We start from the raw sequence: 16,423 nt of genomic DNA on the forward strand, positions 1-16,423 counted from the left end.
ACAACGCTGCCCCACCCCAACGTCGCGCTTTCGCGACTCCGTCCTCACTCTGAGCCCGGTGTTCCGCACCCGACGGCCGCCCCTGCCCTATCGCTGGTCATGTCATGTCGCGCGCATGCGTGAGACGACCCTGAGATAGGAGAGCTGCGTCTCCACTCCCGACTACGCCTCGAAGAAGGTCTCTACCGACCTCAATGCCGGGCCCTGGGTTCGCGAGAATCGTGCCGACGAGTCCGCGCCGAGGTCTCGGGCATGCGTGCTGGCGTCGCCGCGGCAGAGGCGTTCGACCGTGGCGCGAGCCTGCTCACCCACGCGTTCAACGCGATGCCCGGACTCGAGCACCGCGCCCCCGGTCCCGCGGGCGCGGCGTTGAATCGGGACCATGTCGTCCTGGAAGTCATCGCCGACGGTTCGCACGTTCATCCGACCGTGATCCGCACCCTGTGCGCGACGGCGCCTGGCCGCGTCGCGCTCGTGACAGATGCGATGTCTGCCCCGGGCTCGGCGACGGCAGGTATCAACTCGGTGGACTCGACGTTGATGTGCGTTCAGGGAAGCCCCCCTTGAAAGGGACGGACACCGTGGCGGGATCCACGCTCACCCTCGACCGCGCTGTCGAGGGTGGAACAACTATCAGCCCGCGCGAGCTCAGTCAACGTGCACGGTGTGATGCGGCGCACCGGTCTGGTCGGCGGAAGGGCGCGCGCATAGACCTTCCGAGAGCCCTAAACCCGACAGCCCGGACGTTCCCGTGCGCGGACCGCCAGCAGCACCCAAGATCATCGACGACGCGTGCGAAGATCAACGTGTGCTGCCCTACGCCTCCCGCAATCCGATGTCACCGTCCACGACTGACTACGGGTCTCGTCTGAAGCACGCTCGACAGGTCAGCGCTCAGGTGCCCATCGAACTGGTCGAGCATCTGACGCGCGAGCAGGCGGTGGGGGTTGTCGTGGAGGAGTACGCAGCACCGCCCATCACTCTGCTCCTTGACACGCTGCACATGAGGACTGTGCCTCCGCGTGCGGACCTTGTCCCCTCGCCCACCGAGTACGAACTGGCCATCGACTGTCAGGGGGCTATCGGCGCGCTCCATGACGCCCCCTCCAACCCGCCGCACGCTTCCGTCAGCAGCGGCAACGACTCTACGCTCACTCTTCGGGTGACGCTGAAAGACGACGCCGGCGATGATCCGGAGGCGTTGACAAGATCGCTGCGCGAACTCAACGACACATGGCTGCGACGGTTGACGGACGCTGTCGCGGAGGCGAACGCCGTCCTGGCTGAGCAACGCACCCTCCTATACCGGACCGTCGACGGAATCCTCGGACACCGTCACCACCTTCATACAGTGATGCGAGGCGCTGCGGCTGCCGCTAACGTACCGCTGGGACGTGTTGAGGAGCGTGAGCGCGTGAGCATCCCGATGGTTCCAAAGCGGCTCACCCTCGCGGACGTGGACCGAGGCGCTGTCCCCGGGAACGGGGCCGCCCTCGCTGAGAGCATCGCGGACGACCTCGTCGGCCTGATCAGGTCGTTCTCCGATGCACTGGAGCGAACTCCGACGACGGCGAACAGACTGGTAGACGAGGACGAGGAGACCATCCGAGACGTGCTGCTCTTCCTACTCAACGCCAACTGGAACGGCCTCGTCACCGGCGAGAGCTTCCTCGGCAGCGGGAAGACCGACATCCTCCTCCGTTGGCAGGGACGCGAAGCCTTCATCGGCGAATGCAAGATCTGGAAAGGTCAGAAAAAGTTCGACGAGGGCCTCACTCAACTCCTCGACGGGTACACCGTATGGCGCGCCACACGCGTCGCGATGATCCTCTTCATCCGGGATGCCGCCGACATCACCGCCATCATCGACAAGGCCCGAGCTGTCATCCGAGCACACGCACGGTTCGTGTCGGACGTCGGCGTTGCTGGCCGTGACGCGTACCTGCTGCGCGCACAGCACGATGCTCAGCAGATCGTCACACTCGACCTGGTGCCCGTGGCGATTCCGCGCCATTCGGGCTGACATCGGACGCCGACAGGTCGAGTCGGAAGACTTCTCCGAGTCGGCGGCATCAAGCAGGACCTTCCTATCGTCGTCGGCGAACCACCGTTTGAGCGCTGCTGCGGGGATTGGGTTGACGATGTGGGACTAGTTGACGACGCGAGGGTGCGATACCGCACGAAGGCTCAAGGGGCGTCGTGGTCGAGGTCAGCGAATGAGGCAGAGTGATCCGTATGTCCCCAAAGAAACCGAGAATTCGGCACCGGCGGTTCCTGATGAAGGTGAGCCGTCATCTCGACGCGAACGGCGAGCGTCTACGGGATAGCGAGAGGGAGGTCGCCGTATCATCGGGGGCTGCGGGATCGTGGGAGTCATTCGCGGGGCTTATTGTTCCCGTGGGAGTCGCAGTCGTCATCGCCGTAGCGTCGTTGGCGTTCACATTCCTTGCGACCGGTAATTCCGACCTCACGCAGCCTTTTGCGGTATTCGCAGGGATCCTGTCCGCACTCTTCGTCCTGATGGTCGTATGGATCTTGGTTGGCGGCCGCAACCTGCGTGTTCACATCGCCGTGCGGGAGATCGCCCTGCTACGAAACCAGCATCGCTTCGAGCTCGACATGCACGACAGTGTGGAGCGTGGCCATATTCGTCGGCGCCGCGCGATTGAAGATCCTCTCGTGTTCAACCCGCATCGCAAGCGCTGGTGGGCGCTGAGCTGAGCGTCTGTCGTTGCGGAGCGTGCTCTACCCGAGATGGTTGACCTTGCCCGCGGGGGAAGACCGTTCAGGACTGGCGATGAAGTCGTCTCGTGTCGAATCACATCAGAGCCCGGCGAGGATGGCACACTCATGGCAATGAACACTGGGGGCACTGTGGCTGTCTATCTGATCTCGTACGACCTCGTTGGTCCGCACCGTGACTACGAGGCGGTGACGGACCACATCATGAAGACATACGGGACACGGGCGAAACCACTGGAGAGTGTCTGGCTCGTCAAGACCTCCAAGTCGGCTGCGGAGATCCGAGACGCGCTGCAGCAGCACGTGGACAGCAACGACAAGATCCTCGTCGTCACACTGACACGAGGCTGGGCTACACGGAAGATCAGCAAGGTGGTCACAGACTGGATGCATCAGCACATCTGACTGACACAGTCGGCACTGAGAATGGGAGCGGCGCGGTCCGGAGCTCACCGCGGGTGAACGTCGACAGTGCCTGGACCACCCCGAGACTCGAGGAGCAGCATGTCCCGTAGCGACACTTTGCGGTCAGATATCGCACGGCTCGAAAGCAAGAAGGCGACGCTGTCGGCGACCATCGCCAAGAACGAGAAGGCGGCTGCCACAGCCCGCGTCGCGGCTCAGAAGAAACGCGACGCTGCAGCTCGGACGAAGAACGACAGCACGCGACGGTCGTCGCTGACGGCAGCGTCGCGCGAAGACACCAAGGTGGCCGCGGCGGAGAAGAACATCGCAGGGGCACGCAAAGACCTCGCGACGGTTGATAAGACCATCGCTTCGAAGATGGCATCATTGCGTTCCGCCGAGAGCAGCGAACAGCGTGCGACGGCTACCCGCGCGAGGCAGGAGGCGTCCAGTCGGCGGCAGGCAGAGCTCACCCACGCGCGGGCGGTCGCCCGCGCGAGCGTCCCGACCGTGATTCGATACACGCCTGTTGAACCGCCGAAGCAGGAGAAGCTTCGCGTGCTGTACGTCACATCGAACCCGCGAGCTATCGAGTACGGGGAAGTCGACGAGGACGGCACCGTGAGCTACTCACGCGAGTGGCTGCGCGTGGAGCAGGAGTTGCGCCAGGTCAAGAAGTCACTCCGAGGATCCAGGTACCGCGACCAGGTCGAGGTTCTGCAGTTGCCAGCGGCGACCATCAACGATCTCATCGAGGGACTGAACGACCACCGTCCCCATGTGATTCACTTCTCCGGACATGCCAGTTACACGGGCCTCCTGATGGAGAACGAGGCGGGTGACGAAGACGGTGCGGGGATCGATTTCAAGTTCCTCGCTCGGGTGCTGTCAGTCACCGACTCTCCGCCGGAGCTCGTGGTGTTGAACGCATGCGAGAGCCTCGGCGGTGCTGCCGAGCTTCTGACCGTCGCCCCCGTCATCATCGGAATGTCAGACACCATCGGGGACGACGCGGCGATTGTATTCGCGTCCGCGTTCTACGCCGCCATCGCATCGGCGCAGTCGGTGGGGACCGCGCTCAGACAGGCGAAGGTGAAGATGGAGGCCGAGGGCGTCGGGGACCATCACCTGCCGAAGTTGGGTAGCCGCGACGACGTCGATCCCGACGCCCTCGTACTCGTCGAACCAGCGAATTAGCGGCGGTGTCGGAAATCCTGACTACGGTTCGGAGCGTGGTCGACATCAGAACACAGTCCCGCAAGAACGCAACAGAAATCCGTTTGTTCCGGCGGGGGCTGTTCTCTCATTCACGAGGCGGACTCCTGCGCGTGGGTCGAGTCCGGAGACATTCAGCAGATGCCAGCGCTGAAACTGCTCGGGCCTCTCCCGTCGGTCGCAGATAGGCACGCGGAGCTCACGGTCATCGGCGACACCGTTGACCAAACGGCGATGATGGATGACGCCGCGCTCGATGGCGTGGTGCTCACCTTGTCGGTTGCTGCGCGCCACTGGCTTCTTGGCACCCGTCTGCCCGTCAGCCACGAGGAAGCAGAAGCATGGGTCCGCGAGATCGTCGGGGACGTGTGGGCAGAGCATGTCCTCCCTGCCGGGGCACTGAGCACGAGACGCTCCGAGCGGTCGCGCGCGACGCGTCTGACGACGCAGTTCTTCTACCTGTTCATCGGAGCAGATGGGCGCCCACAGGACGCTCCTGCCTCTTTCATGGAGAGGTTGAGCGCATGACCAAGCTCGCACACGAGGCTCCGAACTGAACGCCTAACACGCTTGCCCAGCCTGCAATCGGGCGCTCATTAGCGCCATCTGCGTGCGCTGAGTCTGTAGATCGACAACCACACATGAGCGGACGCAGCAACCCCTCGCGATGCCGAAGACCAGTTCAGCGCCACCGAGTACGTCCGCGAGATCGCAGGCCTATCGGTGGCCAGCGCCGGCGACACAGACGGCCTGCAACTAGCGGTGCAACGCATCAGCCTGGACCCCTAAGGTCGCGTCCGGCCGTTGGCGGCCCATCGATTCAGACGACTAGACACGAGTGCCGGTCTCTCGGACGCGCAAGGTGGTCACAGCCCCCACCCGCCGTCAACTTCGCTGTACAGTCAGACCGATTGGGGATGGGGACATGGGGACAACAGCGAACTTTCAAGTACTGAGAAGCGCGGTCATCGCGGCGTCAGACGCAGACACCTGGAAGAAGGCGCTGCTCGAGTGGGACGTGACGTCACTGGAGGAGCATCCGACGAGCGATGGCGTGTGCGTATGCGGTCAGACCGGGCTGCTGTGGATGTACACCATCGCCAACGAGGTCAACGGCGCGGAGCTCTACCCGATTGGCAGCTCGTGCGTGGAGCACTTCGGTCGCACCGACCTCAACCGTCGAGTCGATGTGCTCTACAAGCTCGCCTTTGTGCAGGCCGCGGCGAACGCCGGTAAGGCCGTGGAGATGACGACCGAGTTCTTCTCACGTGCAGCGTTGAAGTTTCTCTTCGAGGAAGGCGCGTTCACCCCTGACAGCTACAACTATGGGGACGGGGCGAATGACTATGAGTTCCTACTCAAGATGTTCGGCAAGCGGGACAAGACCACCATCACCTCGAAGCAGCGGTACAAGATCCGTAAGTTGGTCTCGGACAAGATCATCCCGTTCGTCCTGGCTGACCCTCGCGTGGTCTAATACGGCGTCCGAACGTGCCGATCTCCTCGAAGGCCACAGCCTTCCCACGTGAGAGCATCCCGAAGACGCAGTCAGGTCGATTCCCGCAGCCGAATTCCTCGGATCGGCGTCCCCCTAACGTAAGAAGAGCGAACCCACGACTCCGGCGGCAATCGAAGCGACGGCGCCTACAACCGGCGTCGCCCATCTCGCTAGGCTTGCCACCCGCTCCATCTTCTTCAGTGCTTCAGGACTGAGCTCCGACGCTTGTTCGCGGCGGGGGGTGAAAGCCTCCTCTAGTTCATCCCCGAACGCATCGCCTCGTTCCCGGCGCCGCCGCAAGAACTGTTCGACGAGCCGGGCTATACCCTCGGCGCTAACCGCAGCACCGCCCGTGGCCCGTGAACGCTCTTCCCGCACAATGCTGCTTAGGCGTCGCCTCTCAAGGGAGTGGACGAGCAAACGGGTCACCCACCAGATGATTCCAATAACAAGCACCATGGCGATGCCGATGAGGATCGGGATCCCGACAGACGCATCCAACTGCCCCGCGAGCATCAAATAGATCAGCGATGGAACGCCGAGGAGAATCAGCGTGAGCGCACCCGCGATGGTCCGGGTTGCGACTTCGCGCCAAAACTTCTCGTCCCGCGCCCATTCCGCTGGCCAGTCAATCGCGCGCGAGGACCGTGGCGGGGGCGTGTCAGTCATCTCGTCAGAATATCCACACGCGGCCGCAGCGCTAACGCGGCTACTCGCTGTCTCGGCTCCAGAACGGCACGGTCACGATTCGTAGCATCAGCCACCACGAGTACAGCCCCACGACCGAACCACGCATCGAGTCCACGACGAGACCGTGTGCAACGTTGTGTCGAAGGTTCGCGCCGAAACGTCCGGCGAAGACAGTGCGCAGTTCGTAGATGAGGTCCACCCCAAACACGTCTGCGGCCTCAGGCTTGTCGAGCAGCGCTGGCAGAGCGATCTCGTCCTCAATGCCGTCGCGGTCGAGATGAGTGGTGTGCACTCCGGCACCCTTGAGGTGGTGCCGAACCAGAGCTTCCATCCGAGGGACAAGGATGTGCACGGCAGCATCGAGATCCATGTTCCATCCGGCGAACAGCCCCGAGGCAAACAACTGCTCCTGCCCGGATGGAACGACGGCAGAGTCGAACGCCAACTGCACGAAGTCGCTCCTGCTCAACGAGTGCTCTGCTCGGGCAACGCGCAATGCTGGGAGAATCTGACCTAGAACAGCGATGCTACGTCGAGTGTGAGCAAGCTCACCCATCTGTCGTTCGACAGCTTCCTCAGCCGTGGCCTTATCCGCGACGCGCCCATCGTGCGTGAGGCTGGTGGTGGGAAGCATCAGCATGAGGGTGCTATCGAGAATCTGTTCAGCAAGCTCGCGTTCGGCGGCCTCGGTCGTCAGGCTGGCGACTTGCGCGAGACGGAGCAGTGCCTCACCTGCGCCCACGCCGGTCACAACACGGCGGGCAGCTTCCGCATACTCGCCGAGTGGCAATTCTGTAGACGTGAACTCCGTCATCTCGTCGACGGCCTCTTCGCCGAGTTCGGCGATTCGAGAGCGCAGCTCCGCGATGCGACGTTCGACGCTCAAACGCTCTCGATGCTTCCGAGGGATTGAGCGTAGGACTTGAACCGCGGATTCGAGGAAGGAGGCCGCGACAAACGCGCTGCGGGCTGGCGCCTCAAGTCTCGCATCAGCCTCGGCGACCCACAGGTCCGCGACCTCCGCGGTTAGGTCTTGCTTCGAGTCGTCATTGTCCTCCCACAGCTGCAACTCTCGAATTAGATTTCGTTCAAGGCCGTGTTCCCGCGCAGCGGTCGCATCTCGCCGCGCGGTGTTGATGTTGGCTACCACGACGTCACGGTCCTCGGACGATGGTCGAGACACCCTGAGCAGCTCGCAGAGGGCGAGAAGCTCCCCCGGCGACGATGCACCTGCGTCGAGCGACGTGCGCGCGACATCGCGCACACGCGCTATCCGTTCTCCCTTGTCTGAGCCTTGGAATCGCGTTGACAGCTCCAGCGCTCTGTGGAGGAGGTCATCCGCTTTGTGCCAGTCGACGCTGGATGCAAGCTCCAGGTACGCGTCAATGGCGAGATGCACATGCTCGATGCGCTCTTTCCCCTTGGTGAACTCCCACAGAACATCATGCACCCGTGCAGTCACAGCGACGTTGGCGGTCTTCACAGATCGGAGGAGCACGATGTCGTCGCGAGTGATCTGAGCCGTCGTGAAAGTAGAGGTACCTGCGAACTCGCCGAGCGGCTGAAACCTCGCCCGGTCTCCCCCATTCCGTATGAGCATCATCGACGTGACCTTCGCCAGGATGCCGAACTCCGGCGCAGCGTCGGCACGTTCACGGAATTGGCTGAAGAGTTCGTAGTAGTCGGCCGAGTCTCCGGCGACTGAGTCGACCGAATTCGAGTTGTCGTCTGCCATGCGACCACACTATTGGCTGGCTCAGCACCGCAGACGGCGACGCATCTCGCCCTGACAGGCGCTGCCAACGCACCGGCATGGCGGGATCACGCACAGGCGTTTCCCTCCGCTTCGGTCAACCCCTTGTCGAAGTGGCCGGCTCGAAGGATATCGATGGCTCGGGACGGATCGACGTCGGGAAGCGCGCTGCTTAGCCACGGCGCTCACGCCCATCGGCTGGGGTTTCTCCGCCGGTCAACCCCTTGGTATGTCGAAGGATCACGTCCTGAATGAGCTAGTCGAGGGTGCGCCGACCTTCGACGTAGTTCCACCCATCGCGAATAGCGTCCGGAGATGGTTGTAATCCGTCGAGGTGGCAGGAGTGGAACGCTTCGAGGACGCCGTTGAGCCGTTCCTCCCGCGTGCGAATGTGCCCATCATTACTCACCAGGAAAGGCCGCCGCCCTCATCTGCTGGACGGTCGGAACTTCTAGTCGCAACGTGCTCAGATCAAGGAAAGCGAGACCGCCCTGCATCGTGTCACGTCCGAAGCTCGCGACGCGACGCCCATCCTTCTTCGCCCTGCCGCCGGCGACGTGCATGTGGCCGTGCATCAGAAGTTCAGGTTGGACCGCGTCCCAGACCTTTGCCACTCGCGCTCGTGACTCCTGGGACTCCGCCAGCGTCTCTTCTGGGAACCCCATCGGGTTCGTGCGCAGCACCTCACGCACCGCACGCACCGGCGTGCGAGCCGGTGATTCATGGGTCATCATCAGGTCCGCCACACCGCCTTCGATAGCCTTTGCGACATGGTCATCTGCGATGGCCTCGTCCGGCCACCACCCGGCGCCGCTTATGCGCCAGAGCCGGTCAACGGATGCGACGCCTCCAAGCGAGATGACCGAGCGTCCACCGATGGTCAGTCTGGCGGGGCGCGGGAGCAGCCAGGTCGTTGCGGAGACGCGCACCGCCGCTCCTGGCCGTCGCTCAAGCAACGGCGTGATCTCGGACCAAGGCTCGTGGTTGCCCAACGTGACGTAGATCCGGGTGATGCTGGTGCCGGCGAAGACCTCATCTGTGACCGACGGGTCCATCCACCAGTCTCCGAGCTGCAGAATCGTTGTGACCTCAGGCGCGAGCGCGGGCAAGACCTTCGCGAGCGTTCTGAGCCAGCCGACGTTGCCGTGCCAGTCTCCGCACACCGCCACGCGCTGGTCATCCAGCACTATGCGATCTGTGTACTCGAACGCTTCCATGGCCACGCCTCCGTCGGTCGTCGCTGAAGCATAGCAATTCAGCGGATTACATTCCGCAATTCCAGACAGCTTGCCGCTTTCACCCACCTCTGCACTCGTTTCACGCGACGTTCGGCGACCAGGAGGGGGATCCCCGACGAAGACAGCGGTCACCACGCTGCGGGACGCGTCGACGAGCGAGAGACGATGAACGACTTCGTTGACGGGCGCTGCCTATCGGTCGTCTCGCAATCTCGATACCAACGCCGAACCCGATAGGCTCCGAGCCACGGGCTCTGGGAGGAGTCTTGGTGCGCGCCGCAAGCGCCAATGAAACCGAAGGACGAGATTTTGGCGAAGCCACGTGTGCATGAGATTGCTGCCGAACTAGGAGTCGATCCGCGTGAGCTGCTGACTCGTCTGAAGGACATGGGCGAGTTCGTCAAGAGTCCCTCTTCCACCATCGAGCCACCCGTCGCACGCCGACTGGCTGCGACCTACGGGGCAACGCTCGCCTCGCGTCAGTCACCTCCATCACCAGTACGTCGACGTCCTTCGCCTCCGAGGCCGGGTGTAGTAGAAGCACAGCGGAACAAGGTTCGCAATCCCTTCTCGTTGGATCCCGCGGAAGTCCTCGCGGTCGACCCCTCTGCTCCTTCCAGTCGCGAGTTTGGCTGGCACTCGAACCCCGTCAAAGCGCCAACTCAATCAGACCTCGTTGCGGCCATCGCCAAGGCAGAGAGTAAGAACAGCTTCCCCGCGATGGCGGACCATCGAAGCGCTCTTGCGCGGCTCGGTTCGCAGGTTGTATATGTCGCACCAGCGAAGAATCAGACACTCGGCGGGTCGACAGTTGCGCTCGTTCGTTTCAGCGGAGCCATTGAATCCGCGTTCGGCTTCACCCGAGAAGTGATGGTGCTTTACACGCCCTACCCAGATCTCCAGATCCGCACATATGAGGCGGCCTTCGAAGAACTGCGCTCGCTGAAACGCAATGTCACCCCCGACGTGATTTTCATCTGGTCTAGAGATCATCGAGCGCAACTAAAGCTCGACGATTGGTCCGTCCCGGGCAGGCTCGCGATCCCCTGGGCGTTCGACGAAGAAAACCCCGTGGGTCTCGTGTCCCTGCTGAGAGAACACCTACACGCGAGGGATCTGTTCAACGAGACGACGCCGGTGTCCGGGGCGACATTTTTCGGTCGAAAGACCTTGCTTCAGACTCTCAGGGAAGACGTTCTCAGCCAGAGTGTCTCAGGCATCTTCGGGCTGCGGAAGGCAGGGAAGACCAGCGTCCTCTATGAACTTCGCGAGAATCTCGTGGCAGACAACGTCATCTCTGTCCTGATCGACCTTGAGTCATATCCTTCTCCGCCCGAGGACCCAGTCGACGACATCCTCGCCGATGTGCGGGCTCGGCTACTCGACGAGTTACGTCGACGCAAGCTCAGCGCGAGCAAGTTGGCGCAGATCCCCGAATATCCTTCCATCCAGCAGTTCAAGAGCGCGCTCCAGACCCTGGCGCGAAAGCTGGAGCAGGATGACTACCGTCTACTCATCATGCTCGACGAAATCGAGTACCTGACGCCTGCTGGCGTCGACGTGGCCGAGGGCCCGATGCCCCGCATCTCTCAACTTCTCGCCGCACTCCGCGGTGTGGTGCAAGAGAGCTCGAACTTCACCTTCCTGCTGTCCGGACTCACGAGCGCCATACTCGAGAGCGGCCGGCTCTACGGCCGACCAAACCCGCTCTTCTCCTGGGCAAAGCTCAGATACGTCGGCCCACTGGAGTCAGGTGAGGCAGATCGCCTCGCGACAAACTTGGGCGCTCGTATGGGAATCGCCATTGACCCGGGCGCTCTCAGCTCCTTCTACGAAGCGTCTGGCGGCCACGCATACCTCTACCGCAACCTCGCTTCGACGGTTGTGGCGAGTCTTCCAATGGATGTAATGCAACGTCGGATCACACGCGCGACCGTACTCCGCCATTTCGAGGACTGGTCCATTGCGGTACGAGGCCACGTACGCGAAATGCTCGACCACGTGGATCGGTACTATCCCAACGAGGGAGTCGTTCTCACACTCATGCGCGAACATCCTGCGGAGATGGCCGAGCTTGTGAAAGAAGAGCCAGAAGCGGCTCGCCGCCTCCGCAATCTGGGCATCCTGCAGACAGCCGACGGCATCGACGAGCTCAGCGTCCTGTTGGAGCTCGCGTGACCGACGAGACGCAGCAGTCGGAACCGTCATTGAATGGCTGGGTGGAAGGAGCATTGCAACTGTGCGCACGATGGAACATCGTGTTCGCACAGCTCGGTGCTGCGTACCCGCGTGCGCGCGAAGCTCTCGTTCCTCGGATGGACGACGTCCTATCGGTCACGGAGTATTTGGCGCAGCCTGAACTGGACACCGCCCTGAGACTCGTCACCGACCTCGAAGCACTGTTGGAGCCCGACGCCCCCACTCTCGGGCAGTTGCGTGAGCGCGTCAACGCGGATCGTGACGCTGGATCGCGAGTGATTCTCCTGTCACGGGCCCCACGAATCGCTTTCCCTACTGTCCCTGGAAGTCAGGTCCTCCTCGACGCGAAACTGCTGGCACCACCGTGCTACTCCGTCGGCGACCATGATGGTTTCGGAGCAGAGGTTGCGTCAGAAGGCGTGCCAATCGACATCGTCCTGGCAGAGGCCCTTCGTGAGCTCGGCGAAGTCGCGTGCGCAGAACTTGACGCACTGGTGTTCCAGGATGGGCGCGAAGAGCACGACTTCCGCTCTATCGGCGAGCCCGTTCGAGACGCGCTCCTTAGCTCAGGACTGCTCGTACCCGAAACTAACGGACACAGCTGGAACTTCGCAGACGCGGCGACACTGGTTCCGGCCGCGTTGGCGGACGTCATAGCGGGAATGCGCCGCCCTCACATCGAGCTCGGGCAGATCTCCGCCCATTGTTGGACGGCGGAGCGGGCGCTCAAGCAGGCGTTGAGAGCGCGCGCGAAGGCACTATGGGGCAAGGCCTGGGCCATCGAGCTGTTGGGGAACGAGCGCGCTGACGAGGCATTCGCGCGCGCGTCTGTGGCGGCCTACGCGAGTGCGGAGTCTGTCGTTGAACTCCGCGACCCACTCGAATGGCTGAGCCTCGCCGAAACGCTCGATGTGCTTGAGAATGCGGATGTCGGAAACCTCGGTGTAAATCAGGCGATGTGGGCTGTGATGCGTTCGGAACTGCTGCCCGTGAAAGATCGACTCGAACGCAGCCAGCTGATCCGCAAGAGTGATGTCGATGTCGCGCTGAAGTGGGCTCGTCTGCTGACGCAGAAACTGACAATGTCAGGTTCCCGCAGCCACGCGGACTACATCCCCACAGCGCCGAGGACTCAGCGCGAGCTACTCGACAAGCTTAAGAATGAACTCGGTGAAAACTCGGCCTTTGCTGGCGATGCCGAGAAGGACTTCATGTCTCTCATCCACTCCACGGTGCGATTTGTCGCACACGTCTCAGATGTCCGGCCTTCGTATACCGCGCAGTGGGCAAAAGATGAGGATGTCCCATTGGAGCGCGAGGTCCAGGACGCGTTCAAAGCTTTCCTCGACTCGAGTGACTTGGCAGGACGATCCGCGGTGGAGGTCTCGAGCATCGGGGGTGGCCGCGCGGATGTCGTTCTCTACTTCAACGATGGCACGCGGTACGTCACAGAGGTGAAGAGAGACTTCAAACGCACCACCCGGACCGATCTTGAGACGGCCTATCTACCGCAGACTGTCTCCTATCAAACGACCAACGTCCCTCTCGGTCAGCTCCTCGTTCTCGACCTGACGGATCGCCGTCAGGCGAGCTCTGAACGTCTGGATCAGTCGATCTGGGTGACGCACAGCCGCGACGCTGACGGCGTGGTCATTTCGAGCAATGTGATTGCAGTCGTGCGCGGGAACAGGCCGACGCCCAGCGGCAGGAAGGCCTAGCCACCGCATACGCGCTCACCCCTCCCCGGCGACACTTGACGGCAGGGCCGATTGTGAAGGGTTCGCCGACATGAAACCTGGGTCAGAAACGAGCCATCACGTCGGCAACGCCCGCGCGGAAGCGGGAACAGGTCGCGATATCGTGCGACCGACAGTTCATCGCATGCTCAGTCATCGCCCGAGATCGGAGCATGTCCTCCATGCGTCGGTCGATGTCGTCGAGATGCTTCTGCAGCACCTGATGACGCTCGCGGGCACTATCGTCGAGCATCACACCGATCTGCTCCAAGGTCATCCCCGCACCCTTGCTGCGCTGGATGACAGCGATGCGCACGATCTGGTCCTCGTCGTACTTCCGTCGGCCGCCGCTGTCGCGCTCCGGCCTCAACAGCCCCACAGTCTCCCAATGCCGGAGAACGTTGGTGGGTAACCCCATCACCTGAGCGACGTCACCGATACTCATGGCTTTCACTGTCGGCCACCCTCATCCAAACGCCCAGGCCAGAGGGCAACGCCGAGCGCCTCCTCCAGCCGGACAATCGTGCGCAGGTCCGGCCACCGAGAGCCCGACACAATGTTGCGGATCGTCCCCTCATCGACACCCGCAATGTCGGCGACCTTCCGTACGCTTCGATACGGAATCGTTGCCTCCAACCGAAGCGCCAGGAGCCGTGCGACCTCCCCCTCGGGCTCGGTCGACGGAGAGTTAGGCCAGGAGGGGGACAGATCCGCGGGAGTAGCGCGCTGCGACCTAGGCATGGCACTTTCCGCGAGAGAGAGTCGAAACCGCAGAAACACGCGGGTCAACTATGTGGCGCCAGATCATGTCACTCCGAGCGGTGCAGGTTGAAGGTGCAAAGGGGTCGGGTCTGGTGACGATTGATAGGTCGAAGCGGGCGGCGACGTCGCCGACGGACCACGGATGCTCAGCGCTTGACTTCATGTTGACATGAAGTCACAGACTGACGACGAAGACAAGTCCGAACACCGGAAGGATCTCCCCATGTACGACGCCATCGTGATCGGCGCAGGACCGGCAGGACTGCAGGCCGCGCTGACCCTCGGACGCATGCACCGTTCGACGCTGCTGCTGGATTCCGGCGAGTACCGCAACGGCACCGTCCTGCACATGCACAACATGGTCGGCCAGGACGGCGCGCCGCCCGCCGAGTTCCGCGCGACCGCCAGGGCCGAGCTCGCCGCCTACGACGATGTCGAGATCCGCGATGCGGCCGCCACGAGCATCTCGGGCGTCGAGAACGAGTTCCTGGTCGGGATCGCCGACGGCTCGGTGGTCGAAGGGCGCCGGGTCGTCATCGCCACCGGCGTCGCCGACGACCTCCCGGTCGTACCGGGATTGCAGGAGCTGTGGGGCACGAGCGCGTTCAGCTGCCCGTTCTGCGACGGACACGAGCACGCCGGCAAGCCGATCGCTATCCTCGGCGCGGCGCCCCGAGCGGAGCATCTGATCGGTCTGCTGGGGCGCATCGTCGGTGACATCACGGTCGTCCCCGTCGGTGAGGAGTTCACGGCGGAGGACCGGCGGATGCTCGAGGCGAAGGGCGTGCGGGTGAGCAGCGCACGGGTCGCGTCCGTCGAGAAGGACGACGCGGTGCGCATCCGCACGGCGGACGGGGAGCTCACCGTCGCCGGCGTCTTCGTGGCATCGGGGACGATGCGCCAGCGATCGCCCTTCGCCGCTCAGCTCGGGCTGCGGATGCTCGAGTCCGGATCGATCGAGATCGACGACTTCGGCCGCACCTCGACCTCCGGTGTCTTCGCCGCCGGCGACCTCGCCCACCGCGCGAGCCTCCCCGGCCCGATGGCCTCGGTGCTGCTGGCCGCGGCCGCCGGTCAGCTCGCCGCGGTCGGCATCATCCAGTCCCTCGCCTGAGCGGGTCAGACCGCGCCGACGTCGACGGCGCCGCCGATCGCGGCAGGCTCGGCGTAGGCGACCTCGCGCCACACATCGCCGACGCGTTCGAACGAGGTGACGCTCGACAGGGCACAGCGCCGGGTGCGCGGGTCGTGTCGCAGCGGCAGACCCGCCACCCGCAGGTGCGTGATCCAGATCGGGGCCTGGTGCGACACCATCACGACATCGCCCTCGGACGCCGCGTCCCACGCCTCGTCCATGACGCTGAGCATGCGCTCCGCGATCGAGCTGTACGGCTCGCCCCAGCTCGGCAGCGAAGGCCGGCGCAGGTGCCACCAGTTCATCGGGTTCATCAGGGAGCGACGCATCTGCGTCCCCTCGAACACGTTCGTCGGCTCGATCAGACGGATGTCGATCTCGGGCACGAGGTCGAACCGCTCGGCGAACGGCTCCGCCGACTCCTGGGCACGCTCCAGCGGCGAGGCGTACAGCGCGCTCACGCCGCGGTCGAGCGAGGCCACATGGTCAGCCGCCGATGCGGCCATCCCCCGGCCCGCGGCGCTCAGGTGGTAATCGGGAAGCCGGCCGTAGAGCACGCGAGCCGGATTGTGCACCTCGCCGTGTCGGACGAGGTGCAGCCGGGACGCCGTCATGTCACGCCTTGCTGTAGCGGGAGTCGCCGAAGCCGAGGATGAAGTACCCGACGAACGAGAACACGAAGAGCAGGAAGAACGAGAAGACCCCGCCCTTGCCGAAGCGAGCGCCGACCTTGACGGCGACGACGATCGCGAGCACCACGTTGGCGATCGGCACCAGGTAGAGCAGCACCCACCAGCCCGACATTCCGGCGATGCGCAGAAGGAAGATCGCGTTGACGATCGGGATGAGCGCGAGGATTCCGGGGTACCCGGCCTTGGTGAACACCTTCCACCAGGCGACGGCGAGGAGGATGTAGAAGACCAGCGCCACCACACCGGTGGCTCCGGAGAAGATCTGCGTGAAGAAGTCGGGGACGACCGGCACGTCGGCCGCGGGGACGAGAGCGAGATTCATAGGGGTACCTTCCGTTCACAGACACCCTACTGATCG

Annotated in this window: 17 protein-coding genes; 10 read left to right on the forward strand and 7 right to left on the reverse strand. The window is 63.3% G+C overall.

Going from position 1 to position 16,423, the window contains the following annotated elements; translation table 11 throughout:
* The first annotated feature begins 252 nt into the window (after window positions 1-252).
* The 7 genes from CQ045_RS05070 to CQ045_RS05100 all read left to right on the forward strand — a co-directional run bounded on the left by CQ045_RS05070 (window position 253) and on the right by CQ045_RS05100 (window position 5,839).
* Window positions 253-567: a hypothetical protein gene (locus CQ045_RS05070; protein ID WP_181156446.1), complete on the forward strand. Its 315-nt coding sequence runs from the start codon at window positions 253-255 to the stop codon at window positions 565-567.
* 331 nt (window positions 568-898) lie between these two features.
* Complete coding sequence (locus CQ045_RS18615; protein WP_146115185.1) at window positions 899-2,023, forward strand: hypothetical protein; 1,125 nt, start codon at window positions 899-901, stop codon at window positions 2,021-2,023.
* Between the two features lie 212 nt (window positions 2,024-2,235).
* Complete coding sequence (locus CQ045_RS05080; protein WP_146115186.1) at window positions 2,236-2,721, forward strand: hypothetical protein; 486 nt, start codon at window positions 2,236-2,238, stop codon at window positions 2,719-2,721.
* 33 nt (window positions 2,722-2,754) lie between these two features.
* Window positions 2,755-3,147, forward strand: coding sequence for a hypothetical protein (locus CQ045_RS05085; RefSeq protein WP_146115187.1), 393 nt, complete (start codon window positions 2,755-2,757; stop codon window positions 3,145-3,147).
* A 99-nt stretch (window positions 3,148-3,246) separates the two neighbouring features.
* Window positions 3,247-4,344 carry a CHAT domain-containing protein gene (locus CQ045_RS05090; RefSeq protein WP_105721600.1) on the forward strand — a complete coding sequence of 366 codons (1,098 nt, stop codon included), beginning with the start codon at window positions 3,247-3,249 and terminating at the stop codon, window positions 4,342-4,344.
* A 159-nt stretch (window positions 4,345-4,503) separates the two neighbouring features.
* On the forward strand, window positions 4,504-4,890 hold the full coding sequence (locus CQ045_RS05095; RefSeq protein ID WP_105721601.1) for a hypothetical protein: 387 nt from the start codon (window positions 4,504-4,506) through the stop codon (window positions 4,888-4,890).
* Window positions 4,891-5,287: 397 nt separating this feature from the next.
* Window positions 5,288-5,839 (forward strand): hypothetical protein, encoded by a 552-nt coding sequence (locus CQ045_RS05100; protein ID WP_105721602.1) that lies wholly within the window; start codon window positions 5,288-5,290, stop codon window positions 5,837-5,839.
* A gap of 114 nt (window positions 5,840-5,953) precedes the next feature.
* Here CQ045_RS05100 and CQ045_RS05105 read toward each other — a convergent pair whose 3' ends face one another.
* From CQ045_RS05105 to CQ045_RS05115, 3 genes are all read right to left on the reverse strand, one after another.
* Window positions 5,954-6,529, reverse strand: coding sequence for a hypothetical protein (locus CQ045_RS05105; protein WP_105721603.1), 576 nt, complete (start codon window positions 6,527-6,529; stop codon window positions 5,954-5,956).
* Between the two features lie 40 nt (window positions 6,530-6,569).
* Window positions 6,570-8,285, reverse strand: coding sequence for a DUF4209 domain-containing protein (locus tag CQ045_RS05110; protein WP_105721604.1), 1,716 nt, complete (start codon window positions 8,283-8,285; stop codon window positions 6,570-6,572).
* A gap of 419 nt (window positions 8,286-8,704) precedes the next feature.
* Window positions 8,705-9,520 (reverse strand): metallophosphoesterase, encoded by an 816-nt coding sequence (locus CQ045_RS05115; RefSeq protein ID WP_105721605.1) that lies wholly within the window; start codon window positions 9,518-9,520, stop codon window positions 8,705-8,707.
* 309 nt (window positions 9,521-9,829) lie between these two features.
* Between CQ045_RS05115 and CQ045_RS19145 the strand changes: the two genes are divergently transcribed.
* Window positions 9,830-11,719: a translation initiation factor IF-2 N-terminal domain-containing protein gene (locus CQ045_RS19145; protein ID WP_374955015.1), complete on the forward strand. Its 1,890-nt coding sequence runs from the start codon at window positions 9,830-9,832 to the stop codon at window positions 11,717-11,719.
* Window positions 11,716-13,458 carry a hypothetical protein gene (locus CQ045_RS05125; protein WP_146115189.1) on the forward strand — a complete coding sequence of 581 codons (1,743 nt, stop codon included), beginning with the start codon at window positions 11,716-11,718 and terminating at the stop codon, window positions 13,456-13,458. Before CQ045_RS19145 ends, CQ045_RS05125 begins: the two co-directional genes overlap by 4 nt.
* A gap of 82 nt (window positions 13,459-13,540) precedes the next feature.
* Here the strand turns inward: CQ045_RS05125 and CQ045_RS05130 are convergent, their stop codons facing one another.
* Both CQ045_RS05130 and CQ045_RS19150 read right to left on the reverse strand, forming a co-directional pair.
* Entirely contained in the window at window positions 13,541-13,921 is a 381-nt protein-coding gene (locus CQ045_RS05130) for a MerR family transcriptional regulator (protein WP_105721607.1), read from the reverse strand.
* A 5-nt stretch (window positions 13,922-13,926) separates the two neighbouring features.
* The gene (locus tag CQ045_RS19150; protein ID WP_105721608.1) at window positions 13,927-14,217 is read right to left on the reverse strand and encodes a helix-turn-helix transcriptional regulator; all 291 of its coding nucleotides are present in this window, start codon (window positions 14,215-14,217) and stop codon (window positions 13,927-13,929) included.
* A 244-nt stretch (window positions 14,218-14,461) separates the two neighbouring features.
* Between CQ045_RS19150 and CQ045_RS05140 the strand changes: the two genes are divergently transcribed.
* On the forward strand, window positions 14,462-15,352 hold the full coding sequence (locus CQ045_RS05140; protein ID WP_105722156.1) for an NAD(P)/FAD-dependent oxidoreductase: 891 nt from the start codon (window positions 14,462-14,464) through the stop codon (window positions 15,350-15,352).
* A gap of 5 nt (window positions 15,353-15,357) precedes the next feature.
* On the opposite strand, the gene CQ045_RS05145 is transcribed toward CQ045_RS05140, so the two are convergent.
* Together CQ045_RS05145 and CQ045_RS05150 are read right to left on the reverse strand one after the other, a co-directional pair.
* Window positions 15,358-15,987, reverse strand: a complete 630-nt coding sequence (locus tag CQ045_RS05145) for a histidine phosphatase family protein (protein WP_105721609.1) — start codon at window positions 15,985-15,987, stop codon at window positions 15,358-15,360.
* A 1-nt stretch (window position 15,988) separates the two neighbouring features.
* Window positions 15,989-16,387, reverse strand: a complete 399-nt coding sequence (locus tag CQ045_RS05150) for a DUF5684 domain-containing protein (protein WP_219844395.1) — start codon at window positions 16,385-16,387, stop codon at window positions 15,989-15,991.
* Window positions 16,388-16,423: the final 36 nt, after the last annotated feature.

The organism is Microbacterium sp. MYb66 (genome assembly GCF_002979435.1).
In the GTDB taxonomy this organism is placed as follows: domain Bacteria; phylum Actinomycetota; class Actinomycetes; order Actinomycetales; family Microbacteriaceae; genus Microbacterium.